The sequence below is a fragment of the Pseudomaricurvus sp. HS19 genome, from assembly GCF_009857815.1.
Lineage (GTDB): Bacteria > Pseudomonadota > Gammaproteobacteria > Pseudomonadales > Cellvibrionaceae > Pseudomaricurvus.
On the sequence record NZ_WVVW01000003.1, the window covers coordinates 107419 to 132283 of the forward strand.

Genomic DNA, 24865 nt, shown 5'->3' on the forward strand with positions numbered 1-24865 from the left:
AAAAACCACAAAAAAGCCCCCAACAGTTCACACTGTGGGGGCAACGAGAGCACCGAACAAATCAGAAGTTGTAGCGCACCCTTGCACCGTACATACGGGGAACACCAACGCGACCCGCTTCAAGGCCGGTTGACCAGTTACCGGTAATATTGGTGCGATACTCCTCATCAAACAGGTTGGTGACGAACATGCTCACATCCACCGGGCTGCTCATCACGTTGCGCCAGTTGAGGTTCAGGTTAACCAGCTCGTAGGAAGGCAGGGTCGCATACGGGGAAGTATCTTTCGAAACTGCCTGCATATCGTCTGTGTAGACATAGGTGAGCGACGTGGCTATCTCTCCCAGTGCTTCATCTACCGGAATGCGGTAATTAAGCCCGATCACTACCGAGTTTTCAGGGGCGTAGGAAAGTGGCTCATCTTCTGCTGTCGACGTACCGGAGAAAATACCAACGCCGGCGGGGTAAGGCGCCTGTGGAATATTGATTTCATCCACATTGGTATTCAGGTACGCGTAGCTATAGTTAACGCTGAAGTTATCGGTCAGCAGTAACGCACCGTCGATTTCCACACCCCAGATTGTCGATGCACCGGCGTTGAGAATGGAGGTGGTACCCACCCCGTCACTGTTGAGGTAACCGAACTGCACCTGCTGGTTGGTAAAGTCGTTGTAGAAGGTCGCGACGTTAAAGGTACCGGCGATTGCGCCTTCAAAGCTGGTTTTCAGGCCGAGTTCGTAGGTATCCACTTTCTCCGGCTCGTGGATGGCCCACTCCTCAATAGAGGCCAGGTTGACGCTGCCCTGACGATAGCCACGTGAGTACTTGGCGTAAACCATCATGTCGTCAGTGGGTTTGTATTCGACGCCCAGCAGCCAAGTCGGCTCTTCACTACTGGTTTCTGGTGTACGGTAGTTATTGATGGTGGCCGCCGGAGCGTAATAACCGCCGGCAATGGTACCGGGATAGAAGTAGATGGTTTCATCTACCCAGCCACTGGTTTCGTCATTGGTGTAACGAATACCTGCGGTGGTACTCCACTGGTCATTAAACTGATAGGTCCCCTGCAGGTAGACCGCTTTGTTGGTGTAGGTAACCCCGCCAGGCGTATTCTGCACGCTGCCGAACGAGAAGGGAGGAAGACCGGTGGGGTTGGTCCAGCCACCACTAAACAGTGCTCCGAAGAAATCATTACAGCGATAGTCCAGGGGGTCGGACGACTGAACGGAGTTCTGGTCGCAGCTTATTGAAGACGGTGCCTGTGAGCCATAGGGCTCGATAGGTTCGCTGCGTTCATAGTACAAGCCCGCCTGCCAGGTGAGAGATTCATCGAATGCGGTACCCTGCAGTTGCAGTTCTTCTACCCATGTTTTCTGGCTGGTGGTGGGTGTCGCCTGGGCATTTATCTGCGCAAAGGAGACGTGTTGCCCGGCGAAGTCCCGCCAGTCGGTGCCATAAAGTGCAAAGGCCTGGGTAGATTCAAATTCGGCGTAGGAGACAATATTTTTCAGCGTCAGGTCGTCATTGATTTCCCAGGTTGTAGTGTTAATAACCTGCCACTGTTCCAGCTCGCTCTCGGAGTCGGGAACAAAGTTGTAAACATCGTATTCGCCGTTGTTGCCACTGGCGATGCGACGATCCAGGTCGGCCTGACAAAAGCTGCCAAAGGGCTGGCCTGCCGGGTTACAGTCCAGCAGCGAGTAAGGGCTGCCATTGTTGGAAGACTCTACCCACTTGGCAATGGTGTAGTTTTCCAGACTGTCGGTAATATCCCAAAGCACGCTGAGGCGTGCGGCGGTGTAGTCCTGATCGGCAAAATCATCAGGTCCGATATCCGAGATATTGTTCAGGTAACCGTCACGTTGCTGGTGGTCTACACCCAGGCGTACACGCAAGGTTTCACCCAGCGGAATATTCACCACACCCTGGGCTCTCTTCAGGTCGTAATTACCCGCGGATACCTCGGCGTAGCCTTCCAGTTCGTCAGTCGGGCGTTTGGGCGTTAACAGCACGGCACCGCCTGTGGTGTTACGGCCAAAGAGCGTACCCTGTGGACCTTTCAGAACCTGTACGTTTTCCAGGTCGAAGAAATCACCCGGGCCGGCACCGTCACCGGACTGTGTGGTATTGGCGCCGCGGGGAGCGACAACTTCCGCAAAGTAGACTGCAACCGATGAGGTCGTCCGCAATTCCTGGGAGAAACCGCGAATGGCAAAATTGGTGGAGTCCGAGCCAAAGCGCGTGTTGGTCATCAGGGATGGTGTATAGGTGGCGAGGTCACCGGCTTCCGTGATGTTGGCGTTTGACAGGCTTTCCTGTGTCAGCACTGTCATGGAGACAGGGACTTCCTGCAGGTTTTCCTCGCGCCGGCGGGCGTTAACGATGATCTCTTCCATCACCCGGGACGAGGCTTGTGACTTGGGTTGGGGGGCTTCCTGCTGGGCGTTGGCGTGACTGGCCAATCCGGCGCTGACGGCCGCCGCTGCCAACATGGACACGGAGTAATACCACTGCTTCATGAGACTTCCTCTTCATCATTTTTTTTATTTAAGAAGCGAAACGATCTGTATGGTGCGCGTGAATATTTCTATTTGTTATTTTTATTTTTACGCTGACAACATTGGGGAATGATGTGCGTAACACCACTCTAATGCTTTGATGTGCGGGGGGTAAAGTCTTTCTATCAAATCTTTACGGTCCATATATGTGGACTTTTTTGGGGTGGGCAAATCATAACCCCGGATAGTAAAAGGGTTGTCCCTATGGCTGGAGCCAGAACGGCAATCAATCGCGGTGTCGTGGGTCCGGCTCTGTGCATCAGCCAGCCTGATAACCCGGGCATAGCCATTTCGGGCGGGGTATAAAGAAAAAAGCCCCCGGTGAACCGTCAGCACCGGGGGCAAGAGTGGAGCACCGAATAAATCAGAAGTTGTAACGCAGGCGAGCGCCGTACATGCGAGGTACCCCGCGACGCCCCGCTTCGAGACCGTTCACCCAGGTACCCGTGACGTTGCTCAGGTACTCTTCGTCCAGCAGGTTGGTGCCGAACAGTGAAAAGTCCATGGGGCTGCCAAGGATGCCTTTCCAGTTGAAGCTGGCGTTTACCAGTTCGTAAGACGGCAGTACCGCGTAGTCGGAAGTGGCTTTGGAAACCGCCTGTTGTTCGTCGTTATAGACGTAGGTGATGGTAGCAATCATATCCCCAAGGCTTTCATCCACCGGCAGGAAGTAGCTGGCATTGAGCACCAGGCTGTGTTCCGGTGTATAGGGCAGTGGCTCGCCTTCCGCGGTGGTGGTGCCGGAGAAGCGGGCTACGGATGGGGGAATAACAGTGGGAACTTCCATCTCGTCCACGTTGGTATTCAGGTAGGAGTAACTGGCGCTGATCATCAAACTGTCGGTCAGCTGAATACTTCCATCCATTTCCACACCCCAGATGGTCGAGGCACCGGCATTGAGGACAGAGGTGGTGCCAACACCGTTAGCCCGGAAATAGCCGAACTGAACCTGCTGATCCTGGAAGTCGTTGTAGAACGCCGCAATGTTAAAGGTGGCGGGGAAGCGACCGGCAAAGCTGGACTTGGCGCCAATCTCGTACGTGTCTACCTGTTCAGGATCGTGTACCGCCCACTCGGGAATACTGGCCAGGTTAACGCTGCCCTGACGATAGCCGCGGGCGTATTTGGCGAATAGCATCAGGTCGTCGGTGGGCTTGTACTCCACACCCAACAGCCAGGTGGGCTCCTCACTGGTGGTTTCAGGCTTCATCACTTCCGTGGCAGAGAAAGAGGCCGGGAAATAGCCGCCAGCGAGGTCGCCCTGGTAGTAGTAAACCGTAGTTTCCGTTTCGCCCGCGGTTTTATCTTTCGTGTAGCGCAGGCCGGTGGTGAGGCTCCATTGGTCTGTCAGCTCGTAGGTGCTCTGGAAATAGATCGCCTGGTTTTCGTAGGTGACGCCACCCGGAGAGCTGACCACACTGCCGAGGGAAAAGACGCTGGGATCGCTGGTGGTGACAAATCCGCCGGACGCCTGGGCCGCAAAAGCCGCGGCCAGCAGGTCATTACAGCGCCAGGTGCTGGGGTCGGGGGAGTCGATGGTGGACATGTCACAGCTGATCTGGGAGGGGTTCAGCGCCCCGTAGTCGCCGATGGGTTTGCTCTTCTCGTAATAGACGCCGGCCTGCCAGGTCAGCCGCTCATCAAAAGCGGTGCCCTGAAACTGCAACTCCTCCACAAAAGTGCGCTGGTCGGTGGTGGGGAAGTCGTTGGATCCCACCACCTGGAACATCAGCAGTTGGCCCGCGGGGTCTGTGCCTGTAGGTATCCGCCAGTTGGTGCCGTAGAGTGCGACATTCATACGGGACTCAAATTCGGCGTAGGAGGCAATATTCTTGACCGTCAGGTTGTCATTGATCTCCCAGGTGGTGGTGTTGATGATCTGGGCTTGCTCCATCTCGCTCTTGGAGTCCTCAAGAAAGCTGTAGACATCGTACTCACCGTTGTTGCCGGCGGCTTCGCGGCCAGCCAGGTCAGCCTGACAGAAAGCAGCAAAGCCCCCCGTCGTGTTGCAGTCCAGAATCTGGTAGGGGCTGGCGTTATTCTCAGACTCTGAATATTTGATGATGGTGTAGTTTTCCAGGTTTTCGGTGATGTCCCAGAGCAGACTGACCCGGAAAGAGCTGTAATCCAGGTCTGCAAACTCATCCGGGCCTATGCCGGAAATATTATCCAGGTAGCCGTCGCGTTGCTGGGAGTCGACACCCAGGCGCACCTTGAAGGATTCGGTCAGCGGCAGGTTGGCGACGCCCTGAACCCGTTTCATGTCGTAGTTGCCGGCGGAGCCCTCGAGGTAGCCTTCGTATTCGTCCGTAGGTTTTTTCGGGGTCAGCAGTACGGCACCACCTGTGGTGTTGCGGCCGAACAGGGTGCCCTGCGGGCCTTTCAGTACCTGTACGTTCTCCAGATCAAAGAAATCACCGGGACCGGCACCGTCTCCTGATTGGGTGGTGTTTGCCCCGCGGGGAGCGACCACCTCTGCAAAATAGACGCCCACTGATGATGTGGTACGCAGCTCCTGCGAGAAGCCGCGAATGGCAAAGTTGGTAGAGTCTGAACCGAAGCGATTATTCACCACCAGTGACGGTGTGTACGTGGCGACGTCCTCGGCATTGGTAATGTTGGAGTTGTTGATCATGTCGCTGGAGATAACTGTCATGGAGATGGGTACATCCTGCGCCCGCTCCTCCCGACGCCGGGCGTTTACCACGATCTCTTCCATGGTCATGGACTTGCCTTCCTGTGCACTGGCATAGGGGGACAGAATCGAGGCCGAAGAGAGGGACGCAAGCGCGATGGCCTGCAGCAGAGGGTTTCTTTTCATGTGTGGTTCCTTGTCGTTTCTTATGCTTATAGGTATTTGCAAGGAGCAATCGATGCCCGCGTCTTGCACAACAATAAAACACTTACCATGTACCGAAGGTCACACCGGGACGGTGTGTTACTTTGATCTTGTTCATTATTTTTATAGTTATGGTGTTGCCGTTTAACTTTAACGGGGGAACCCCGCAAGTAAATATGGCTACCCCATGAAAGCAGCAGAAATATCAGGATAGCGAAAAATATATCAGTTTTTTATAAGTGAAAAATTTCCTCGTTTTTTCAGCCGGGTGAACCCGAAAAATTATCGGCTGTATCTTTGGTGGTCTTATGCCGATAGCTGGGGCTGGGAAGCTTACAGCTGCATGTCCTTGATCACTGGCCACAACCGTTGTTCCGCCAGCAGGGTGCAGAAGTATTCGTTGACCTGACATATCCTGCCGTCACGCATCCGGAACACCATGCAGTACTCATTACCGTAAGGCTCACCGTTGTAAAGAATACCGTTGCCCTCAAACTCCACCACCACTTTATCGCCTTCGGCAATCACGCTGACGATCTCCGGCTTCATGCCGGCGGGCATCAACTGATGAAAAGCACCGATGGTGGCGAGAATGGTGTCGTGCTCGCGTACACCGGCAAAGCTGCCAAAGCCCTTGGCCAGGGTGTAGGCATCTTCGGTAATACAGGGGGCTGCGGCTTCCGGATCGCCGTTACCCATCGCTTCAATAAATGCCAGTACCACTTTCTTATTGTTATCACTCATAGCTATCGTCTCTGCGTTATTTTTTAATTTTTCCCTAGTCCCTAGTCCCTAGTCCCTAGCCCCTGCGCTTTAGTCTTTGCCCAGATTGGACCCGCCATCAACCGGCAATACAAGCCCTGTCACCTGCGCTGACAGTTCGCTCGCAAGATAGATTGCCGCGTTGGCTACATCCTCCGGAGTGCCACGACGTTCCAGCGGCTGCTTGCGCCGTACCATCTCGTCCATATCGTAAAAGGTCTGGGCGGCGGGAATATGACCGGGGCAGATACAGTTTGCCCGCACGCCGTAGGCACCAAGCTCCTTGGCAATGGATTTGGTGTAGTGAATCACACCGGCTTTGGCGGCACGATAGGTGATCAATGGCAGGCCGGGTTTAAGGCCGGCGATGGAAGAGGTGTTGATGATGGAACCGCGTTTCTGTTTCGCCATATAGCGTCCTGCGGCGCGACTGCCCAGCATAACGCCCTTCAGGTTAACGCCGATGACCTGGTCAAAGTCGGCCAGGTCATCTTCCAGGTAGCTGTTGTGTACGGCACCGCTGATGCCGGCGTTGTTGTACATGCAGTGCAGGTCGCCAAACTGATCCAGCGCAAACTGCACCAGCTCTTCAATCTGCGCTTCGTTGCTGACATCAGTCTGCTTGAAGCGGGTGCTGTCACCCAGTTCCAGCGCCAGGGCTTCACCCTGCTCGCGATTGACGTCGGCAATCACGACACGGGCACCCTCTTCCACAAAACGTTTTACCGAGGCACGCCCGAGGCCGCTGGCGCCACCGGTGATGATGGCAACCTGATCGGTAAGTAAAGACATCACTGATACTCCGGAACGGGTTTTATTTTTATAAGTAAACCGCCTTGCGGCGGTTTTGCGTGTTAATGGTTATAGCATCACCGGGAACATCAATTCAAAGGCTCTTCCCCTTCAAGGATGGTGCGGTGCATCAGGCGACCACTGTCTTCCGGATAGGGGATGGCGCGGTGCATGGTGCCGGTGTTATCCCAGATCAGCAGGTCGCCCAGTTGCCATTCGTGGCGGTAGACATACTGTGGCTGGGTGGACCAGTCGCGTAGCTTGGCCAGCAGCGCTCGGCTCTCCTCAATTTTCATGTCGACCACATAGTCGCAGGTAGCCCCCAGTAACAGGGACTTGCGACCGGACTGGTGTTGCCACACCAGCGGGCAGTTTTTGTTGGGTACCTGTTGCCACTGCTGTACCTCGGCGTAGCTCATTTCCGGGCGCACGTAATATTGTGATGCTTCAGCGCTGTGAATTACCCGCAGTTTGTCGTAGTCAGATTTTTCCGCGTCGCTGAGATCGTCGTAAGCAGCGTAGGTGTTGGCAAACTCTGTCTGGCCGCCGACTTCGGACAACTTCATCGGGCGCAGCAGCGCACCCAGGTTGGGGTACTTCTGCAGCGAGCCGTCGGAGTGCCACATCAGGGAGCCCTTCAGGTAGTCAGCGCGGGCGTTGATACCCTTGTCGAGGGAGATTTTGTAAATGCCGCCCTCGCCTTCATTGTCGGGAATGGTGCCCAGGGTTTTGGCGATAGCGACTTGCTGTTCGTCGTTAATGGGCATGTTGCGGAACACCACTACGCCGCGGTGCTCGAGAATTTCACGGATATCCCTCGAGTGTTTTCCGGACAGCAGGGTCTGCACATCGGTTTTGATTTCACTGCCGATGCGGGGTGTCAGGTTGATGACTGTAAAGCTCATGGTTCACCTCAACAGGCAGTTCACGGCGACTGCCCTGATACAATGAATTGGCGATCAACAAATTCGCGTCAGGATGGTGTTGGCCGAGTGTTTGACCCGGGGCTGGCGCCACACTTCGACTGCCAGGGCAACGGTTATCAGTGAGTAGACCAGATTGCGAAGGTTGGCCGCGTCTTCCGGCAATGGCTCGCTGTAATCAAATTGGTTGATGTACTCAATCGCCTCCTTGCCGCGGGGAAACATGTCGTTGTAGAAGGCTTTCAGCTGCTCCATGGTGCTGTTGACCCGCTTTACGTAGCGCTGGTGGCCATCTTCGATGCCCCACTCTTCTACCCAGCACTCAAGCTCCCGGAATTGTTGCGGTAATTTTGAGGTCATTGGTTAGCCCCCCTGCTTCGCAATAATATTTTTGTTCTTTTCTTTCTCACCTTCTTCCACGGTGTCCTGCACCACCTTGTGCAGGTGGCGGACCAGAATCTCTTCGTCGTTGGCGTGGAAGTGTGTCAGTGCGCGGCTGTTGAGCATGGCCTGCATGCCTTCCAGGGGGCTGGCGTCTTCCAGAACAATATCGTTGAGGAAGGAGACAGTTAGCTCCTGGGAGATGCGCTCCTTGTGGGTGGTGGGCGGTTTGAAATACATATCCACTTCAATGATGTGTGAGTGCGGTCCCGTCGGCCAGTGCAGATGGGTGGTAAACCCGGACGAAGAGAAGATGAGTACGAAGTTGGGGAAGAACTGGAAGGAGTCAAAGCCGTACTTGTCGGAACGGGTCGGGTTCAATCCTTTCGGCAATGGCTTGTCGCTGGGTTTCTTGTTCCAGGGACCGGCGGGGCTGGATTCGGTGAGCTTCTCAATCGGGCGGGAGAACGGCGTCTCTTTGGAGGGTTCGCCGTAGAAAGAGAACATACGATGTGGTCCGCTCAGCTGATAGGCCAGTGCATCGGTGTAGGGGTTGGCGGCATCCATCTTGGCCACTTCTGTCAGCGCCCCGAAGGAGTTGGCGTGCAGGTAGGGGCCGTGATAACTCTCGGCGAAGCCATCCATGAAGATTTTCCAGTTGCACTGCAGTTCGGCCTTGAACTTGTACACCTGGTGTGGCCCGTCGAAGTCGTAACCTTCCAGTCCGTCGGCAAACTCGCCGAGGAAATCCCGCACCGTCTGCTTGTTGTCAGGATCCATATTGATAAAGACAAAACCGCCCCAGGTATCGCACTGGATAGCGGGAACGCTGCACTTGCTGCCGTCAAAATCCAGCAGCAGGTCGGCGCGGGAGGGCTTGATGAGGGAGCCATCCAGGTTGAAGCGCCAGCCGTGGAAGCGGCAGTAGAGCAGTGGCGCATTGCCCTCCATCTCCTTGAACGGGTCGTCCTGCCATACCAGCTTATTGCCGCGGTGGGGGCAGACGTTGTGGAAGGCGCGAATCACATCATCCTTGCCTCGCACCACCAGCACGGAGGTGTCGAGAATGGCCAGCTCACGGGTGAAATAGCTGCCCTTTTTCGGGACTTGTTCAACGCGTCCGACACAGAGCCAGTTCTTGCGAAAGACGTGCTCTTTCTCCTTTTCGTAGAACTCCGGGCAGACACTGTCTTCCAGGGAGATGGGACCGCGCCCCAGCTCCGGGTAGGCGTCATGCCAGAAGCCGCTTTCGGGCTTCTTAACGATGGGGTCGTCACTCATCAGGCTCTCCTTCAATTATTTCCACCGACTCTTCAGGCCCGGGGTTATCGCATTGAACGCTCACCTTGAGGGCAAGCTGATTATTGTTTGGACGATCTTACTCTTGACTCAATATCGCAAAAAGACCTTAAATAAAAACATGGTGTTGCAATAATGGAACAGGATAAGGGTCCTGGCCCGTGTACTTCTGAGAGTGGCGTAATGGAACAGAACCTCCCTTTCAATGTGGACGCGCTGCTGGTGTTCAGCAAGGTGGTGGAGTGCCGCAGTCTCTCCCGCGCGGCGGCACTGCTGGGGATGCCCAAGTCCACCGTCAGTCGCAAGATCAGCAAGCTGGAGGCGGACCTGGGGATCAAGCTGTTGCGCAAGAATACCCATCAGTTGTCGGTGACCGACCTGGGGGAGCAGGTTTACCAGCACAGCCTCAAGATCTTTACCGAGGCCAACGATATCCGTGCCCTGGTAGAGGGCAGCAAGCAGGAGCCTCAGGGTGCGCTGCGGGTGGCGATGCCGGTATTTGTAGGCATCGACTACGCCGCCAATGTCAGCACGCTGTTCCTGCAGCGCTTTCCGAAATCACGGCTGGAGATCCGCCTCGTAGACAGTATGGCGCACCCGGTTAAGGACGGGTTCGACCTGGTGCTGGGAGTGGGCCCGCTGCAGGACTCCTCCCTGATCGCCCGCAAGGTGTTCACCCTGGACTGCTTTCTCTGTGCCTCTCCGGTCTATCTGGAGTCCCTGGCAGAGCCGGTTACCGCTCCGTCGCAGGTGAACAAACTGCCGCTCATCGACACCGACTTCTACGGCTCGTCCAATAAACTGGTACTGGACAACGGCAGGAAGCAGCTGGAGTTCTCGCCCCTGGTGCGCGCGCGTGCCAACAGTTTCCAGATCTGCAAGCAGTATGTGCTGCAGGGACTGGGTGTGGGCATCCTGCCGCAACAGATGATTGTGGCCAGCGATGAGCTGGTACCGCTGCTGCCGGAGTGGCAGGCGGCGAAGGTGGATATGTATATGCTCTACCCTTTCCAGCTGTCGTTCTCCAGCCTGATCAGCGCCTTCTACGATACCGCGCTGGAGGTGATGGGTCGCAATTCCCGGCCATCGGCCTGATTCCGCATCCGGATCAAGGCAAATTTATTCAGCGGGTGTCAGAGTCACAAGCACAGTGTTGATACCCTGCTGGCGTCAGTGTCAGCAACGCAGGAGACCATGAAGATGAAAGATGCCCATGAACTGGTACTGGAAGCCAAGGCCAGGATCACTGAAGTGTCACTGCCGCAGGTGGATGACGCCATTACCCGGGCGGCGGCGGTGATTGATGTGCGCGAGCCGGACGAGTACCGGCAGGGTCACGTGCCGGGTGCGATCAATATTCCCCGCGGTTTGCTGGAATTCAAACTCTCCGGTTCCCCGGAGCTGGCCGGTCGCGACCTGCCCCTGGTGCTCTATTGCAAAAGCAGTGGCCGCGCCGCACTGGCGGCCTGCAGCCTGCAGCAGATGGGTTACCTGAGTGTCACCAGTATTGCCGGTGGTTTTGATGCCTGGCTGGAGGCGGGCAAGCCGGTGGCGCGCGCCGACGAGCTGGATTTCGAGTAGTCCAACGGCCTGCGTTCCATTGGGGCGGCGCTTGCTAAACCGCGGTGCCGCCGTTCACGCCAAGCAATTGCGCGGTAATGTAACCGGCCTCTTCCGAGGCAAAGAACGCTGTTGCGGCCGCCACTTCCTCGGGCCTGCCAAGACGGGGAATGGGGTAGCTGGCCAGTACCGCGTCGATATTCTCCCCCAGTTTGGCGGCGGCAATGGTGCGCTGCGCCATGGGGGTATCGATAAACCCGGGGGCCACGGCGTTTACGGTAATCCCCTGTCTTCCCAGCTCCTGCGCCAGTGAGCGGGTCATGGCAATAATGCCACCCTTGGCGGCGGTGTAGTGCACCATGTTCGGGGCGCCCACCTGGGCGCCGAAGGAGGATATGTTGATGATCCGTCCCCACTGCTGCGCAATCATATCGGGCACCACCGCCTGGGTGACGTAGTAATTACCCGTCAGATTGACACCGATCTGGCGCTGCCAGTTGTCGTCGCTGATTTCGGTGAAGGGGGTAAAGTCCTCAATCCCGGCGTTGTTGACCAGAACACTGATGGGGCCAAGTTGTGCGTGAATGGTGGCGATGGCGTTATCAACCTGAGCGCGCTCGGAGATATCCGCGCTGCACGCCAGGGCCCTGCCACCGGATGCGGTAATGGCCGCCGCCACCTGTCGGGCGTTTTCCTGATTGATATCCAGTACGGCCACTGCGAGACCGTCCCGGGCCAGACGTTGGGCGGTGGCTTCGCCCATACCGGCGCCGCCGCCGGTTACAAGGGCAACTCGTTGTTGCGTCTGCATAGTAGGTCCTGATCGTTATTGTTATTGGATTGTGTGCTTCTGCTACATTGATGGCGCTTGGGGGCTACTATACCCTCAAATCCAGGTCAGGAAAGAAACCACCCGGTAAGCTGTCATCAGGCAGCCATCAGATAATAAAAACAAGATACAGAGTAATGCCATGACTTCCATCCAGAAGTTGAACCTGCCCCATTTACCTGTCAGTGATCCCGACTTTCATCGCGACCCGTTTGCCTTTGTGGCCGAGGCTCGCTCACACCACCCATGGCTGGCAGGTTTTGAATCCGGCTATGTGGTCTACGGCTATCAGGCCCTGCGGGAGCTCGGTGCCATGGATGACAAGCTGGAGATGGGACTGGCCGGGGTGGTGGATTTCTATCAGGCAGGCGACTCACACTGGGCGCGCTTTATGCTGGAGATGATGCAATCAAAATCCGGCGTCGATCACCACCGGTTGCGTATGAGTGTGGCAGAGGCATTTTCACCGCGCCGGGCGCAACAGGCGCGACCGTTGATGCAGCAGGTGATCAGCGACCTGCTGGATCAGTGGTCGCCTCTGGGCGCTTTTGATTTTGCGGAGTTTGCGGCCCACTTTCCAGTGACAGTGTTGTGCGGGATCCTCGGCGTTCCGCCGGATTCCATTGCCACCATTCGCGCCGATATCGAAACCTATATGACGCTGTTCGGATTGCAGCCTCAACTGAAAGAAGATTTTTTGAGGGCTTACGATAACCTGTGGTGCTTTGTGGATCGCATTGTAACCACTCGTGAGACCGGTGCGCTTGAGCAGCCTCACGGGGACGGATTGCTGGATGCCCTGATCGTCAGTAAAAACAGCGGCAGGATCAGCGATGATGATCTGCGGTTTATGCTGCTGGACCTGTTGATCGCCGGCTACGACACATCGACAAACATTCTCACGCTGACAGTACACCAATTGCTGTCGCATCCGGACTACTGGCAGCGTTGTGCCGACGAGCTGCCTTTCTGTCGCCAGGTCATTGAAGAGATGTTGCGCTTCTCCTCAATCGCTACCTTCTTCCGCACGGTCAAGGAAGCGTTTGAGTACGACGGTGTGCATTTTCCCCGGGGGACGTTACTGGCGTTTTCCATACCCCTCAGCGGCCGTGATCCTGCAGTGTTTTCTGACCCCGATCGCTTTGATCCGTTGCGCAACAGTGAACAGCGTCACCTGGCCTTTGGCCGTGGTGAGCATATCTGTCTGGGTCAGTTCCTGGCGCGGGCACAGTTGGAGGAAGGTTTGCACCTGATCGCACAGCGCCTGCGTCAGCCGCAGTTGGCTGGTGAGTTACAGTGGCGACCGTTTCTCGGCGCCTGGGGATTACAGAGTTTACCGATCAAGTTTGAGTGCTGAGGGTTCAGCGCAGGAGAAGCGGGAGATAACATGGAAACCATAGAAGCCAGCAAAGAACAGCTGCAACAACTGACTGAACAGCTGCCCGCCGATACTCCATTCGTCATGCTTAACCTGCTGCGTTTTCGCCAGCGGGCGGACTATCGAAGTACGGGTGATGAAGTGTCCGGAGAAGAAGCCTATCGGCGTTACAGTCGCGCGGCAGCGCCATTGCTGCAGGCGGTGGGCGGCGAAGTGATCTGGTACGGGGACGCACGGGCGACGGTTATCGGGCCGCAGGACGAGTGCTGGGATCAGGTATTGATGGTGCGCTATCCAGACCTGCAGGCTTTTATGAGCCTGATTACCGGCAGTGACTATGCTGCCGCCGTCAAACATCGTATGGCGGCATTGCAGGACTCGCGCCTGATCGCGACCTTGCCGAAGTTTTGATGTCGACAGCAATGCCGCTTCTGTGAATGGCAGGGCTTAGTCCTGCAGCAGTTGCGCCATTTCCCGCTGCAGTCGTTGCAGCAGCTGTTGCGCCGCGGGGGAGAGTGAACGCTGTTTGAGGGTGTAGCACACCATCCTGAAACTGACGGCAGCCTCTCCCTCGGTTCCCGGTAATAAACAGAGTTGGCCGCTGCGCAGTTCGTTGGCCACCGCCAGCCAGGAGATGGGCCAGACGGCGTCGGTGGTTTGGGTCAGTCGGGTCAGTAGCCCGTAGTCACTGGTGACCAGGCGCGGTGGTTGCTCCAGGTGATCACGCCAGTCGGCAGGAAAGCCGCGATAGCTGCTGGCACCGAAGTGCCCGGTGGCAATGACCGGAAACTGTCGGGAGGCCGCCGGTAATGCCTCTGCCAGCAACGGGTGGCCGTTGCGCACCACAAACGAGATCGGAAAGCTGGCCAGTGTCAGCTGGTCTACCGGCGCGTTGGCCGGCAGTTGCTCCTCGGCACAGACAAAAAACTCGATCTTCTCATCCAGCAACAGCGCCAGCAGGTCCCTGGCTGTCTGCACCTCCGCCTGCCAGCGCAATTTGCTGTCACTGCTGAGCAGCTCCTGCGCCAGCTGCGGCAGCAGTGCCTTGGCCGGCAACGGGGCCATGCCAAAACGTACCTCGCCGTCATCGCCACTGGCGATTCGTGCCATTACCTGTTCGAAGTCATCCATCTCCCGCAGCAGGCTCTCGGCCCGCAGCACAAAATCCTGGCCCACGGCGGTCAGGTGCACACTGCCCCGGTCCCGGTCGAAGATCTTCAGCTGCAGTTTCTCTTCCAGTGTCTGGATGCTGCGTGACAGGGCCGGCTGCGTGAGGTGCACCCGTTCGGCGGCGCGGGTGAAATTGCGTTCCCGGGCGAGGGCGATCACGTGGCGCAGGCTGCGGATGTCCATATGCATATAACTCATAAGATTTTGATAAATAATGCATTGGACGCAGGCTGGGGTGCAAGCCAGAATCCCTCCACAGCATAAGAAAGTGAGGCACTCCCCATGCAGGACATACATCTCTGGATAGGCACGGTACTGGGCATTGTATTTGTGGCCGAGTTACTGGCTGGCCGGCATCGCGGCATCTACAACGGCAATGACTATCTGGTGAACGGCCTCTGTATTGCGTTGGGGTACACCATTCGCCCGATGCTGGCGGTGGGTCTGGCTGTATTTATCGGTTGGTTGGTGCCTGCTCCTAAAGGGGCGTTGGCAGATCTGCCCTTCTGGCCGGCACTCATTGGTATCGTGCTGCTGGCGGAGTTCTGCAACTACTGGGTACACCGGGCATCCCACCTCAAGCGCAATAACCGCTGGCTGGGCTGGATCTGGCCCCTGCACCGCACCCATCACACCGCCAGCTACGCCAACGTGATCCTGCATTTCCGCATCAATCTGTTCTGGGGGCTGGTGTCACCCCTGGCCTGGGTGCACTCGCTGGCGTTTTACCTGGGCCTGTATCAGGCGGCCAGTGTCAGCATCCTGATCTTTGCCATGTGGGGCATCTTTACCCACAGCAACTTCCGCTGGGACGATTCCTTGCGCAGCAACCGGCTCACGGGCAAACCCTTTCGAGCCCTGGAACACCTGCTGGTGTCGCCCGGTATTCATCACACCCACCACGGCTTTGGTGGCGCTGATGGCAAACACTATCGCAACTTTGGTCTCTTCCTGTCGGTGTTTGACTGGATGTTCGGTACCCTGCATATCCCCGAGGGTCGTCCGGCCCGTTACGGGGTGCCGGGGGCAAGACCGCACTGGGCGGAGGAGCTGTTCTACCCACTCTATCGCCACAAGCCGGCCCGGGTGATGGCGTCACCCCAACCCGATCAGCTGTGAGAGCTGCAAGATGATCGGCACAAAGCCCGCTATTGCGGGCTTTGTTGTTTTCAGGGCGGACCTGGGTACCCTGTTCGATTTGCCCGGCGAGTGGCGCTACAATCGATGTCTTAAATGTGGTTTGGGAAACTCGCAAACCGCGCGGTGAGCCCACAGTCACAAGCTGTGGGTTTTGTTCGTCAGGAATGGCACTACAAGGAATCGGTCAGGATGACTTCAGGTAAGGAGAGCAGCTACCAGGCAGAGTGGATGCTGTTGCAGAACCAATACGACAGCTATGAGAAGTTTTCGCTGCTGATCAAACTGACTAATGTGGTGGTCACGGCATATTTGCTGTTTGCACTGCAGGTGGATTTTTGGGCAGCACTGGTAGCAGCTACCCTGTGGTTGCAGGATGGCATCTGGAAAACCTGGCAGTCCCGCATCAATGCCCGCTTGCTGGAAGTGGAAGCAGTACTGAGCAGCGAATATCCCGATACCGCCGCTCCTATGCAATACAACCAACGCTGGTTGCAATTGCGACCCGGTATGATGGGTATGGTGAAGGAGTACCTGCGCAATGCACTGGCGCCGACGGTCGCTTACCCTCATATGGTGCTGGTGGTCTTGAGTGGGCTGGTTGGTGTTTGCGGCGTTTAAAGCACAGTCGTCGTTAAGCGTAACGGTACGTACCCTTGCCTGGTTAAAGTTATAAAACAATAAACATCGGAACGAAAAATGAGTATAAGACTGATTGTAGAATTCGAATTGAAGGCCGGCGAGACAGACGCCTTTGTGCAAATGTTGCAGTCCGCCAAGCCCAACATTGAAAGTGTGGAAGGTTGTGAGTCGGTGGAGGTGCTGCTGAATCTGGAGACTCCCGATCGGGTGGCACTCTCGGAAGTGTGGGAGTCAAAAGAGCTGCATGATCAGTACGCAGAGAGGATGCGTGAAGCCGGTTCCATGGATGCCATGGCCTCGCGCCTGGCGGGTCCGCCTAAAACCCTGCTGTTTGAAATCAAGTAATTGAGTGACTGCTCCGGGTTTGGTCCCGGAGCATATCCCTTATCGGTATTCCAGGGACAGTCGTCTTAGCCCTGACAAATCTGATCGATCTGTTGCATCTCTTCCGCAGCCAGCTTCCACTCGCCGCACTCCAGGTTTTTCTGCAGCTGCTGTGGTGTCGTTGTGCCGGCGATGACGCTGCACACCACCGGTTGTGCCAGCAGCCAGGAGATGGCCAGCTCCAGCAGGTTGTGCCCGCGCTCTTGCGCGAAGGCACTGAGCTTGTCCACCAGCTGCAGGCGCTCCGGTGTCAGGTAGCGGTCGCCCATATTCCACAGGTTTTTCGCCAGGCGGGTGTCGCTGGGCAGTTCGCCACTGGCGGAGTACTTGCCGGTGAGCAGGCCGTTGGCCAGTGGTGAGTAGGGCATCAGCGCCATGCCGTACTTTTCCAGCGCCGGGATATGGCTCTGGCGGTTCTGCTGGCCCACCAGCGAATACTCCTCCTGGGTGACGATGTAGCGGTGCAGGCCTTCGTTCTTCGACAGCCACTGGGATTCCACCACCTGCCACGCCGGCAGGTTACCGCAGCCCAGGTAACGCACCTTGCCGCTGGTGACCAGGTCGTCCAGTGCCCGCAGGGTCTCTTCCATGGGGGTGCTCACATCGGGCCAGTGCAGCATGTAAATATCGATGTAATCGGTGCCCAGTCGGCCCAGACTTTCATCCACCTGCTTGAGGATATTGCTGCGTGAGGTGTTGCGGGAGTAGTCCGGGCACATCCCGAACTTGGTGACGATCACGGCGTCCTGGCGACGACGGCCCAGTGCCTTGCCGAGGATAGACTCAGACTGGCCCCACTCTGCACCGTAAACCGGTGCGGTATCAAACAGGGTGACACCGGCGTCCAGGGCGTTGTGTACCAGCTTGGTAGAGGCAGTGAGATCGGTTTTGAGGCCAAAGTTATTACAGCCAAAGCCGATGCTGGAGACCCGCAGGCCTGTGTTACCGACATTGCGTGTGTGCATGTGTGCCTCCTGCAAATGGCAAAATACGAAAAGGGGTCATTGTCCTGTTCACCCCGCTGTGAGTCCAGAGCAGTTCGCGGTTTGGCGAATTCGCCTTGTGGCGGCGGGTGTTGGCAGAAGCAAATTGGATTGAGCAAAAAAAGCCCCGCAGGTGCGGGGCTTTTCGTTGGCGTTGCGCAGGTTCCTGGATTAACCGAGGAAACCAGCCAGACGACCTTTGATGATGGCTTCAGCGTCAGCCACCATGCGATCCAGCAGTTCCTGACAGGTAGGAATGTCGTGGATCAGGCCCTGGATCTGACCGGCCCATACCAGACCCGCTTCGGTGTCACCGGTTTCCAGTGCCACGCGACCGTCGGCACCTTTCACCAGGTGGTGAACATCGCCGAAGGTGGCTTCAGGGTTCTTGAGGATCTCAACCACTTCGGAAGAGCGACCGGTCTTGGCGACACGACCGGTGTTGCGCAGGGAGCGGAAGATCAGGTTGGTGTCACGCTCGGTGTTGCTCACCAGCAGCTGCTTGACGTTGTCATGGATTGGCGCTTCCACGGTGGCGCAGAAACGGGTACCCATGTTCACACCTTCGGCGCCCAGTGCCAGGGCGGCAGCCAGGCCGCGACCATCGCCGATACCGCCGGAGGCGATCATGGGAATGGAAACCTTGTCGGCGGCAGCAGGGATCAGTACCAGGCCGGGGATGTCATCTTCACCGGGGTGACCGGCACACTCGAAGCCGTCGATGGAGATGGCGTCAACGCCCATCTTCTCGGCGGATACCGCGTGACGCACGGCAGTACACTTGTGAACCACGATAATGCCGTTGTTCTTGAAGTCTTCCACGTGCTCACCTGGGTTGTGACCGGCGGTCTCAACCACTTTTACGCCCATCTCGATGATGGCCTTGCGGTACTCGGCGTAAGGCGGTGGGTTAACGGAAGGCAGGATGGTCAGGTTCACACCGAACGGCTTGTCGGTCATCTGGCGGCAGCGCTCGATCTCTTTGCGCAGGTCGTCAGGGGTAGGCTGGGTCAGGGCGGTGAGGATGCCCAGGCCACCGGCGTTGGAAACGGCGGCGGCCAGCTCGGCGCGGCCAACCCACATCATGCCGCCCTGTACGATGGGCTTCTCAATACCGACCAGCTCGGTGAAACGTGTCTTCAGTGCCATAGGGGTTCTACTCCAATTCTCGTCAAATGACAGCGGTCGGCTGCCCGCGTCGCTGTCCTGTCCGGGACAGGTCAGTGATGCAGGCCAGACTGGCATTCCCCTGCCGGGGCGCTGTCTTGTGGTTCACTTTTGTTCTCTTCAGCAAGCCGGGGCGGGGGCTCAGGCTTGCTGTACTTTTATTAGCTGGGGTTCGGCAATCTGCACACCGGGGTTGTCAAAGGCTTGCTTAAGCCCCGGCAGCTGTTTGCGGTACTCCTCCACCGACGCTTCCTTGACCGGTCCATAGCCGCCGATGTCGGCAGCGGCACGGGCCAGGGCGATGGCTTCGTTCAGATTGCTCTGAGCAAGACGCGGCACTATACCACCAATTAACTCCCGATACTCACCTATGAGGGCCCGCTCCATGCGGCGCTCCGCGGTATAGCCGAACAGGTCCAGGGCGGTACCGCGCAGGCCTTTGGCCCTGGCCAACAGCCTGAAGGCGCTCAGTACCCAAGGGCCGAAGGTGCGTTTTTTCGGTCGCCCGGAGGTGTCCTTGCCCGGCAGCATGGGGGGCGCCAGGTGGAAGCTGAGCTTGAGGTCGCCGCTGAACTGGTGTTTCAGGCGCTCCATAAAGGCGGGCTGGGAGTAGAGCCGTGCCACTTCGTACTCGTCCTTGTAGGCCATCAGTTTGGCCAGGGTCAGGGCCACCTGACGGACAAATTCGTCGCTGCCGGGTACCTGGCTCACTTTGGCGCGGATGTCGGCGATAAAGTCGCTGTAGGCCCCGGCGTAGGCCTCGTTCTGGTAATCGGTCAGGCGCGGGATACGGCTGGCCAGCACTGCTTCCACGGTTTCCAGGGATGGCAGGGGGTCATGAGCTTCCAGTTGCTCAGCCAGCGCCTTGGGATTGTGAGCGGCGAGGCGACCCAGGGCGAAGGTGCGCAGGTTGCCTTTAACAAAGGTGCCGTTGAGGCGGATTGCCTCTTCGATGGACGCCACCGACAGCGGCAACAATCCCTTCTGGGCGGCGTAGCCCATCATCAGCACGTTGGTGCCAATGCTGTCGCCGGTGAGGTCGGTGGCCAGTTCGCTGGCGTGCAGGTCGAACGACGGGCCACCGGCGATGGCGTCGAGGATCGCCTTGCGCAGGCGCGCCTCGCCCAGGTCCAGGTTCTTGTTGCTCTGGAAGTCGCCGGTGGGGGCTACATCGGTGTTGAGGATGGCGGCGGTGTGGCCCGGCCGCACGGTCTTCAGCGCCGGGGCGCCGGAGGCGGAGATCAGGTCGCAGGCCAGCAGCAGGTCGGTCATGCCTTCACTGAGCCGCGAGGTGTAAATGCCGTCGGGACTCTGGCCGATGCGGATATGGCTGGTGACAGTACCGCCCTTCTGCGCCATGCCGGTGAGGTCGAGAATGGAGCTGCCCTTGCCGTCCAGGTGTGCGGCCATACCCAGCAAGGCGCCGATGGTGAGTACACCGGTGCCGCCGATACCGGCCACCAGGATGTTGTAGCCGCGCTCATCCAGCGGGGCCACCGGGGCCTCCGGCAGGCTGGCGATCAACTGTTCCAGGGCCGAGGCGTCGCCGCTGGTGTGGGTGGCGATTTTTGCCCCCTGCACACTGACAAACGACGGGCAGAAGCCCTTCACGCAGCTGAAATCCTTGTTGCAGGTGGACTGGTCGATCTTGCGCTTGCGACCGAACTCGGTCTCCAGCGGCTGGATGCTGATGCAGTTGGACTGCACGGAGCAGTCGCTGCAGCCCTCACAGACGTCCTGGTTGATGAACACACGGCGATCCGGATCGTCCATCAGGCCGCGCTTGCGGCGACGGCGTTTTTCGGTACCGCAGGTCTGCTCGTAGACGATACCGGTGACGCCGGGGGTCTCGCGCAAGCGGCGCTGGACGGCATCCAGCTCGTCGCGGTGGTGCAGCTCGCAGTTGGCGGGCAGCTTCAGGTGTTTGTAGTTATCGGGCTGGTCGGTCACCAGCATCACCGGGCGCACGCCCTCGGAGAGCAGCTGGTTCACCATGTCGATGGGGGTGATGCCCTGCTCTACCGGCTGGCCGCCGGTCATGGCCACGGCGTCGTTGTAGAGCACCTTGTAGGTGATGTTGGCCTTGGCCGCCACCGAGGCGCGGATGGCCAGTACACCGGAGTGGGAGTAGGTGCCGTCGCCCATGTTCTGGAACATGTGCGGGGTGTCCACGAAGTGGCTGACGCCGGCCCAGCCGGAGCCCTCGTGACCCATGGGCATAAACTGCATGGTGTTGCGGTCCATCACCACCGCCACCAGGCCGTGGCAGCCGATGCCGCCGAGGGCGCGGGAGCCGTCGGGGATGTTGGTGCTGGTGTTGTGGGGGCAGCCGGAACAGAAGTAGGCCGGGCGGATGCTGCCGCTGCCGGCGCTCAGGGCTTGCTGCTCTACCTGCTCCAGCTCGGCGAAGCGGGCGTTAACGCTCTCGTCTTCGATACCCAGCTGCTCCAGCAGGGTTTTGAGGGCGTGGCGTACCTTGGGCACGCTCAGTTCACCCACCGCTGGCAGCAGGGATTTGCCCTGCAGGTCTTTCTTGCCCGCCAGTGCCGGGCGCAGGTCGGCACTGAGGCCGTAGAGGGCGTGGGCGATCTGGTCTTCCATCACCGGGCGCTTCTCTTCCATCACCAGCAGTGCCTGATGGCCACTGGCGAAGGCGGTCAGGCCCTGGTCGTCCATGGGCCAGATCAGGCCCGGTTTGTAGACGCGGATACCGAGGCGGGCACAGGTGGCGTCGTCCAGGCCCAGGTCAGCCATGGCCTGACGCACATCCAGATAGGCTTTACCGGCACTGACGATACCGAGGGTGCGCTTTTCGCCATCCACGGTGACCCGGTCTATGCCATTGGCGCGGGCAAAGGCGGTGGCCGCCGGCAGGCGGTAGTTCACCAGCCACTCCTCCTCCACCAGCGGTGGCAGGTTCTCGCGCAGGTTGAGACCTTCCGGAGGAATCTCCACGTCAGTGGGGATGTTGTAACTGCGCATGGGGTCGGGCAGCTCAACACAGGCGGACAGGTCGAGGGTGTCGGTAATGGTCTTCAGGGCCACGTAGCAACCACTGAAGCGGGACATCTGCCAGCCAAACAGGCCGAACTCCATGATCTCGCCGATGGTGGCCGGGTACAGGATCGGCGTCATGGCCGCCATCAATGTGTGTTCGGACTGATGGGCGCTGTCGGAGGACTTGCCGCCGTGGTCGTCCCCGGCCACCACCAGGAAACCACCGCTGGCGGAGGCGCCTTCAAAGTTGCCCAGTTTGAGGGATTCGCAGGCGCGATCGACGCCGATGCCCTTGCCGTACCAGAGGCCGAAGACGCCGTCGTATTGGGACTCGCCAAACCACTTCAGCTCCTGGGTACCGCGGATGGAACTGGCCGCCAGCTCCTCGTTGAGGCCGGCCTGGAAGACGATATTGTGCTCGTCCAGCAGCTTCTGCGCACCCCACAGGGCGGAATCGTAGACCCCCAGCGGCGAGCCGCGGTAGCCGGAGATAAAACCGGCGGTCTTCAGGCCCAGTGCCGCGTCGCGGCGGGCCTGGTCCAGCGGCAGGCGCACCAGCGCCTGGTTGGAGGTCATAAAGACCTGGCCGGAGGTCTGGAGGTACTTGTCGTCCAGGGTCACGGCGTGGGCGGTGGAGTCGGGTGATTTGGTCATAGTGTGTTCAGTATCAGTTTGCATACCTCTACCGGGCGTCCGCTGTTGGCGCCCGGTAGAGGTTTAGGGGGCGTCGGGCCGGGTTACTTGGCGACCGGAGGCAGGGCGCTCAGGGGGAAGTCGCAGTTCACGGTTTCCTGGATCTCGATCACATTGCCTTCGGGATCCTTGCCATAGATGGATTTCACATGGCCCACATTGATGGGCTCAGGCTCAGGGAAGGTCATGCCGACGCTCTGCAGGCGCTTGAACTCCTCTTCGATGTCGGTGACGTCGATACACATATGAGTGTAGCCCTTGTCGTAGGGCTGCTTGGGCGCGGGGGAGTCCGGTTCCGGGGCGCTGTACTGGAACAGCTCCATATAACAGGTGCCGGCGCGCAGCATGCAGCCGCGGGCGGCGGAGCCTTTTACGGCCACGATGCGGTCGATGAATTCGTCGTCTTTCCAGCTGAAGCCTTCGCCCACCAGCTCAAAGCCAAAGGCCTCGCGGTAGAACTCGATCATGCGGTCCATGTCGTTCACATGAATGCCGATGTGGTGTATGCCTCTTATCATTGTTCTCTCCTCCAAACGGGTGTGTGCCCCGGTGCAGCGGCTGCGCTGCGGGGCTGCGGATGGGCGGAATGACGCCGCCGCAGATTGTCTTAGTTATGGTCCACAAACCCAGGCTATCGGTTGGGTCAGGTTAGTCTATCCTCAACTGCATGGCAGGCATATCAGGGTGGCAGAAGCAGGCAAGTTGCGGTGCCCGCGCAGTCATTTTGGCTTTACAGGGGCGGTGGCATAATGACCGAATCAAGAAATAAGCCTGCAAACAACAGGTGTATTGCAGTGGCTGCAATGCACTCAAAACAAAGACGCCACCCAAGGTAACTGGAGGAGAGGCATGAGCGATCAAGCATTGGAAAAAGGCCAGGCCCGCTGCCCGGGCGAGCCCAGCACTCAGGAAATCATTGCCCGTGACCGGGTCAAGGCACCACAGTGGGTGACCTCCGAGTCTTACCAGTTTATGGGTGATGAGGATGTCAGTGTCGATCGTTACATCGATGCCGACTACGCGCAGAAAGAATACGACCGTCTGTGGAGCCGCACCTGGCAGTTCGCCTGCCGCGAGGAGCACATCCCGGAAGTGGGTGATTACTACGTCTACGACATCGGCAAACACTCCTTTATCGTTACCCGCACTGCCGAAGATCAGGTCAAGGCTTACTACAACGCCTGTATGCACCGCGGCACCAAGCTGCGTCCATCCGGCACCGAAGGTTCTGCCACTGTCTTCCGCTGCCCCTTCCACGGCTGGACCTGGAACGTGGACGGCACCATGAAGGAAGTGCTGTGTGACTGGGACTTCCCCCATGTGAACAAGAGCGAATTCTCCCTGCCGGAAGCCCGTGTGGAACTGCTGGCCGGTTTCGTCTTTATCAACATGGATAAGGATGCCCCCTCCCTGGCGGAGTACTTTGGCCCTGAAGCCATGTCCCACATTGAGCAGTGGGGCCTGGAAGACCGCTACATCGTGGCCCACGTTTCCAAGATCATTCCGGCTAACTGGAAGCTGACCATGGAGGCCTTTATGGAGGCCTATCACGTACTGGAGACCCACCCGCAGGTGTCTGTTTCCAACGCCGACGCCAACTCCCAGTACGACACTTACGGCGATCACGTGAACCGCTTTATCTCCAGTCTGGGCGTAGTGAGTCCTCACCACCGTGGTCGCTACAGCGAGCAGGATGTGCTGGATCAGTTCACTGTGGGTGACGCCTCTGTCCTCGAAGGTGCCGACCGCACCCTGAAAGAGGGTGAGACCGCCCGCCAGCGCATGGCGGACATGATGCGGGAGATGTTCTCCAAGGCCGCGGATACGGACCTGAGCAAGGTGTCCGATGCCGAGCTGCTGGACTGCTTCTCCTACACCGTGTTCCCCAACACCTTCCTGTTCCCGGGTATCTCCCTGCCGATGGTTTACCGCTTCCGCCCGGTGGCTGACGATCACCGCAAGTGCTACTACGAGGTGTTCTTCATGCATCCCGTGCCGGCCAATGGCGAGCGTCCTGAGCCAGCCTGTGAAGAGCACCTGACCGAGCATCAGTCCTTCTGCGAGGCGCCTTCCATGAATGACGGTTTTGGCGCCATTCTGGATCAGGACACCGAGAACCTGTTGCTGCAGCAGCAGGGCCTGGAGGCCTCTGCCAAGCCGGGTATTACCCTGGGTAACTACCAGGAGATCCGCATTCGTCACTTTGAGCAGACTGTCGACAAGTACGTCAACAGCTGAGGCTCCGGCCTCCAATCCGAGTGACATCGACGGGCCGGCCAATCGCGCTTGCAGGGCAAGCAGGGTTGGCCGGCCCTTTGTTTTTTACGCCCCGGAATCCCCGTCTGCCGGCCTTCTGCCGGGGGACCCCAGCC

21 protein-coding genes are annotated in these 24865 nt (G+C 58.3%); 8 read left to right on the forward strand and 13 right to left on the reverse strand.

Annotated features, from left to right (window positions below):
* Nucleotides 1–61 precede the first annotated feature (61 nt).
* The 7 genes from GSF27_RS11140 to GSF27_RS11170 all read right to left on the reverse strand — a co-directional run bounded on the left by GSF27_RS11140 (nucleotide 62) and on the right by GSF27_RS11170 (nucleotide 9535).
* Nucleotides 62–2518, reverse strand: a complete 2457-nt coding sequence (locus GSF27_RS11140) for a TonB-dependent siderophore receptor (RefSeq protein WP_160968994.1) — start codon at nucleotides 2516–2518, stop codon at nucleotides 62–64.
* A 403-nt stretch (nucleotides 2519–2921) separates the two neighbouring features.
* Entirely contained in the window at nucleotides 2922–5378 is a 2457-nt protein-coding gene (locus GSF27_RS11145; RefSeq protein WP_160968996.1) for a TonB-dependent receptor, read from the reverse strand.
* Between the two features lie 351 nt (nucleotides 5379–5729).
* Nucleotides 5730–6140 (reverse strand): nuclear transport factor 2 family protein, encoded by a 411-nt coding sequence (locus GSF27_RS11150; RefSeq protein WP_160968998.1) that lies wholly within the window; start codon nucleotides 6138–6140, stop codon nucleotides 5730–5732.
* A 69-nt stretch (nucleotides 6141–6209) separates the two neighbouring features.
* Nucleotides 6210–6950 (reverse strand): SDR family NAD(P)-dependent oxidoreductase, encoded by a 741-nt coding sequence (locus tag GSF27_RS11155; protein ID WP_160969000.1) that lies wholly within the window; start codon nucleotides 6948–6950, stop codon nucleotides 6210–6212.
* A gap of 89 nt (nucleotides 6951–7039) precedes the next feature.
* A complete protein-coding gene (locus GSF27_RS11160) occupies nucleotides 7040–7855 on the reverse strand; it encodes a TauD/TfdA family dioxygenase (protein ID WP_160969002.1) in 816 nt (271 codons plus the stop codon).
* Nucleotides 7856–7909: 54 nt separating this feature from the next.
* Nucleotides 7910–8233, reverse strand: coding sequence for a hypothetical protein (locus GSF27_RS11165; RefSeq protein ID WP_160969004.1), 324 nt, complete (start codon nucleotides 8231–8233; stop codon nucleotides 7910–7912).
* 3 nt (nucleotides 8234–8236) lie between these two features.
* On the reverse strand, nucleotides 8237–9535 hold the full coding sequence (locus GSF27_RS11170) for an SRPBCC family protein (protein ID WP_160969006.1): 1299 nt from the start codon (nucleotides 9533–9535) through the stop codon (nucleotides 8237–8239).
* A gap of 201 nt (nucleotides 9536–9736) precedes the next feature.
* Between GSF27_RS11170 and GSF27_RS11175 the strand changes: the two genes are divergently transcribed.
* Together GSF27_RS11175 and GSF27_RS11180 are read left to right on the forward strand one after the other, a co-directional pair.
* Nucleotides 9737–10648 carry a LysR family transcriptional regulator gene (locus tag GSF27_RS11175; RefSeq protein WP_160969008.1) on the forward strand — a complete coding sequence of 304 codons (912 nt, stop codon included), beginning with the start codon at nucleotides 9737–9739 and terminating at the stop codon, nucleotides 10646–10648.
* Nucleotides 10649–10747: 99 nt separating this feature from the next.
* A complete protein-coding gene (locus GSF27_RS11180) occupies nucleotides 10748–11134 on the forward strand; it encodes a rhodanese-like domain-containing protein (RefSeq protein ID WP_237457518.1) in 387 nt (128 codons plus the stop codon).
* Nucleotides 11135–11168: 34 nt separating this feature from the next.
* Here GSF27_RS11180 and GSF27_RS11185 read toward each other — a convergent pair whose 3' ends face one another.
* Complete coding sequence (locus GSF27_RS11185) at nucleotides 11169–11924, reverse strand: SDR family NAD(P)-dependent oxidoreductase (RefSeq protein ID WP_160969010.1); 756 nt, start codon at nucleotides 11922–11924, stop codon at nucleotides 11169–11171.
* A gap of 160 nt (nucleotides 11925–12084) precedes the next feature.
* On the opposite strand from GSF27_RS11185, the gene GSF27_RS11190 reads away from it, so the two are divergent.
* Nucleotides 12085–13299 carry a cytochrome P450 gene (locus GSF27_RS11190; RefSeq protein WP_160969012.1) on the forward strand — a complete coding sequence of 405 codons (1215 nt, stop codon included), beginning with the start codon at nucleotides 12085–12087 and terminating at the stop codon, nucleotides 13297–13299.
* Between the two features lie 30 nt (nucleotides 13300–13329).
* Nucleotides 13330–13731 (forward strand): DUF1330 domain-containing protein, encoded by a 402-nt coding sequence (locus GSF27_RS11195; RefSeq protein ID WP_160969014.1) that lies wholly within the window; start codon nucleotides 13330–13332, stop codon nucleotides 13729–13731.
* A gap of 36 nt (nucleotides 13732–13767) precedes the next feature.
* Here the strand turns inward: GSF27_RS11195 and GSF27_RS11200 are convergent, their stop codons facing one another.
* Nucleotides 13768–14688 (reverse strand): LysR family transcriptional regulator, encoded by a 921-nt coding sequence (locus GSF27_RS11200; RefSeq protein ID WP_160969016.1) that lies wholly within the window; start codon nucleotides 14686–14688, stop codon nucleotides 13768–13770.
* A gap of 84 nt (nucleotides 14689–14772) precedes the next feature.
* Here GSF27_RS11200 and GSF27_RS11205 point away from each other — a divergent pair, with 84 nt between their 5' ends.
* The 3 genes from GSF27_RS11205 to GSF27_RS11215 all read left to right on the forward strand — a co-directional run bounded on the left by GSF27_RS11205 (nucleotide 14773) and on the right by GSF27_RS11215 (nucleotide 16614).
* Entirely contained in the window at nucleotides 14773–15609 is an 837-nt protein-coding gene (locus GSF27_RS11205; RefSeq protein WP_160969018.1) for a sterol desaturase family protein, read from the forward strand.
* Nucleotides 15610–15819: 210 nt separating this feature from the next.
* The gene (locus GSF27_RS11210) at nucleotides 15820–16248 is read left to right on the forward strand and encodes a hypothetical protein (RefSeq protein ID WP_160969020.1); all 429 of its coding nucleotides are present in this window, start codon (nucleotides 15820–15822) and stop codon (nucleotides 16246–16248) included.
* A 78-nt stretch (nucleotides 16249–16326) separates the two neighbouring features.
* On the forward strand, nucleotides 16327–16614 hold the full coding sequence (locus GSF27_RS11215) for a putative quinol monooxygenase (protein WP_160969022.1): 288 nt from the start codon (nucleotides 16327–16329) through the stop codon (nucleotides 16612–16614).
* Between the two features lie 65 nt (nucleotides 16615–16679).
* On the opposite strand, the gene GSF27_RS11220 is transcribed toward GSF27_RS11215, so the two are convergent.
* The 4 genes from GSF27_RS11220 to GSF27_RS11235 all read right to left on the reverse strand — a co-directional run bounded on the left by GSF27_RS11220 (nucleotide 16680) and on the right by GSF27_RS11235 (nucleotide 23011).
* On the reverse strand, nucleotides 16680–17618 hold the full coding sequence (locus GSF27_RS11220; protein WP_160969024.1) for an aldo/keto reductase: 939 nt from the start codon (nucleotides 17616–17618) through the stop codon (nucleotides 16680–16682).
* Between the two features lie 189 nt (nucleotides 17619–17807).
* Nucleotides 17808–18785, reverse strand: a complete 978-nt coding sequence (locus tag GSF27_RS11225; RefSeq protein WP_160969026.1) for a nitronate monooxygenase family protein — start codon at nucleotides 18783–18785, stop codon at nucleotides 17808–17810.
* Between the two features lie 159 nt (nucleotides 18786–18944).
* Nucleotides 18945–22454 carry an indolepyruvate ferredoxin oxidoreductase family protein gene (locus GSF27_RS11230; protein ID WP_160969028.1) on the reverse strand — a complete coding sequence of 1170 codons (3510 nt, stop codon included), beginning with the start codon at nucleotides 22452–22454 and terminating at the stop codon, nucleotides 18945–18947.
* Between the two features lie 83 nt (nucleotides 22455–22537).
* Complete coding sequence (locus GSF27_RS11235) at nucleotides 22538–23011, reverse strand: VOC family protein (RefSeq protein WP_160969030.1); 474 nt, start codon at nucleotides 23009–23011, stop codon at nucleotides 22538–22540.
* Between the two features lie 331 nt (nucleotides 23012–23342).
* Here GSF27_RS11235 and GSF27_RS11240 point away from each other — a divergent pair, with 331 nt between their 5' ends.
* Nucleotides 23343–24731, forward strand: coding sequence for an SRPBCC family protein (locus tag GSF27_RS11240; RefSeq protein WP_160969032.1), 1389 nt, complete (start codon nucleotides 23343–23345; stop codon nucleotides 24729–24731).
* The last annotated feature ends 134 nt before the right edge of the window (nucleotides 24732–24865 follow it).

Coding starts and splice junctions, on each gene's coding strand:
- GSF27_RS11220 (WP_160969024.1), bottom strand. CDS start 17,618: ATGCACACACGCAATGTCGGTAACACAGGCCTGCGGGTCTCCAGCATC.
- GSF27_RS11225 (WP_160969026.1), bottom strand. CDS start 18,785: ATGGCACTGAAGACACGTTTCACCGAGCTGGTCGGTATTGAGAAGCCC.
- GSF27_RS11235 (WP_160969030.1), bottom strand. CDS start 23,011: ATGATAAGAGGCATACACCACATCGGCATTCATGTGAACGACATGGAC.
- GSF27_RS11165 (WP_160969004.1), bottom strand. CDS start 8,233: ATGACCTCAAAATTACCGCAACAATTCCGGGAGCTTGAGTGCTGGGTA.
- GSF27_RS11180 (WP_237457518.1), top strand. CDS start 10,748: ATGAAGATGAAAGATGCCCATGAACTGGTACTGGAAGCCAAGGCCAGG.
- GSF27_RS11195 (WP_160969014.1), top strand. CDS start 13,330: ATGGAAACCATAGAAGCCAGCAAAGAACAGCTGCAACAACTGACTGAA.
- GSF27_RS11200 (WP_160969016.1), bottom strand. CDS start 14,688: ATGAGTTATATGCATATGGACATCCGCAGCCTGCGCCACGTGATCGCC.
- GSF27_RS11150 (WP_160968998.1), bottom strand. CDS start 6,140: ATGAGTGATAACAATAAGAAAGTGGTACTGGCATTTATTGAAGCGATG.
- GSF27_RS11140 (WP_160968994.1), bottom strand. CDS start 2,518: ATGAAGCAGTGGTATTACTCCGTGTCCATGTTGGCAGCGGCGGCCGTC.
- GSF27_RS11190 (WP_160969012.1), top strand. CDS start 12,085: ATGACTTCCATCCAGAAGTTGAACCTGCCCCATTTACCTGTCAGTGAT.
- GSF27_RS11145 (WP_160968996.1), bottom strand. CDS start 5,378: ATGAAAAGAAACCCTCTGCTGCAGGCCATCGCGCTTGCGTCCCTCTCT.
- GSF27_RS11160 (WP_160969002.1), bottom strand. CDS start 7,855: ATGAGCTTTACAGTCATCAACCTGACACCCCGCATCGGCAGTGAAATC.
- GSF27_RS11240 (WP_160969032.1), top strand. CDS start 23,343: ATGAGCGATCAAGCATTGGAAAAAGGCCAGGCCCGCTGCCCGGGCGAG.
- GSF27_RS11170 (WP_160969006.1), bottom strand. CDS start 9,535: ATGAGTGACGACCCCATCGTTAAGAAGCCCGAAAGCGGCTTCTGGCAT.
- GSF27_RS11185 (WP_160969010.1), bottom strand. CDS start 11,924: ATGCAGACGCAACAACGAGTTGCCCTTGTAACCGGCGGCGGCGCCGGT.
- GSF27_RS11215 (WP_160969022.1), top strand. CDS start 16,327: ATGAGTATAAGACTGATTGTAGAATTCGAATTGAAGGCCGGCGAGACA.
- GSF27_RS11210 (WP_160969020.1), top strand. CDS start 15,820: ATGACTTCAGGTAAGGAGAGCAGCTACCAGGCAGAGTGGATGCTGTTG.
- GSF27_RS11175 (WP_160969008.1), top strand. CDS start 9,737: ATGGAACAGAACCTCCCTTTCAATGTGGACGCGCTGCTGGTGTTCAGC.
- GSF27_RS11205 (WP_160969018.1), top strand. CDS start 14,773: ATGCAGGACATACATCTCTGGATAGGCACGGTACTGGGCATTGTATTT.
- GSF27_RS11230 (WP_160969028.1), bottom strand. CDS start 22,454: ATGACCAAATCACCCGACTCCACCGCCCACGCCGTGACCCTGGACGAC.
- GSF27_RS11155 (WP_160969000.1), bottom strand. CDS start 6,950: ATGTCTTTACTTACCGATCAGGTTGCCATCATCACCGGTGGCGCCAGC.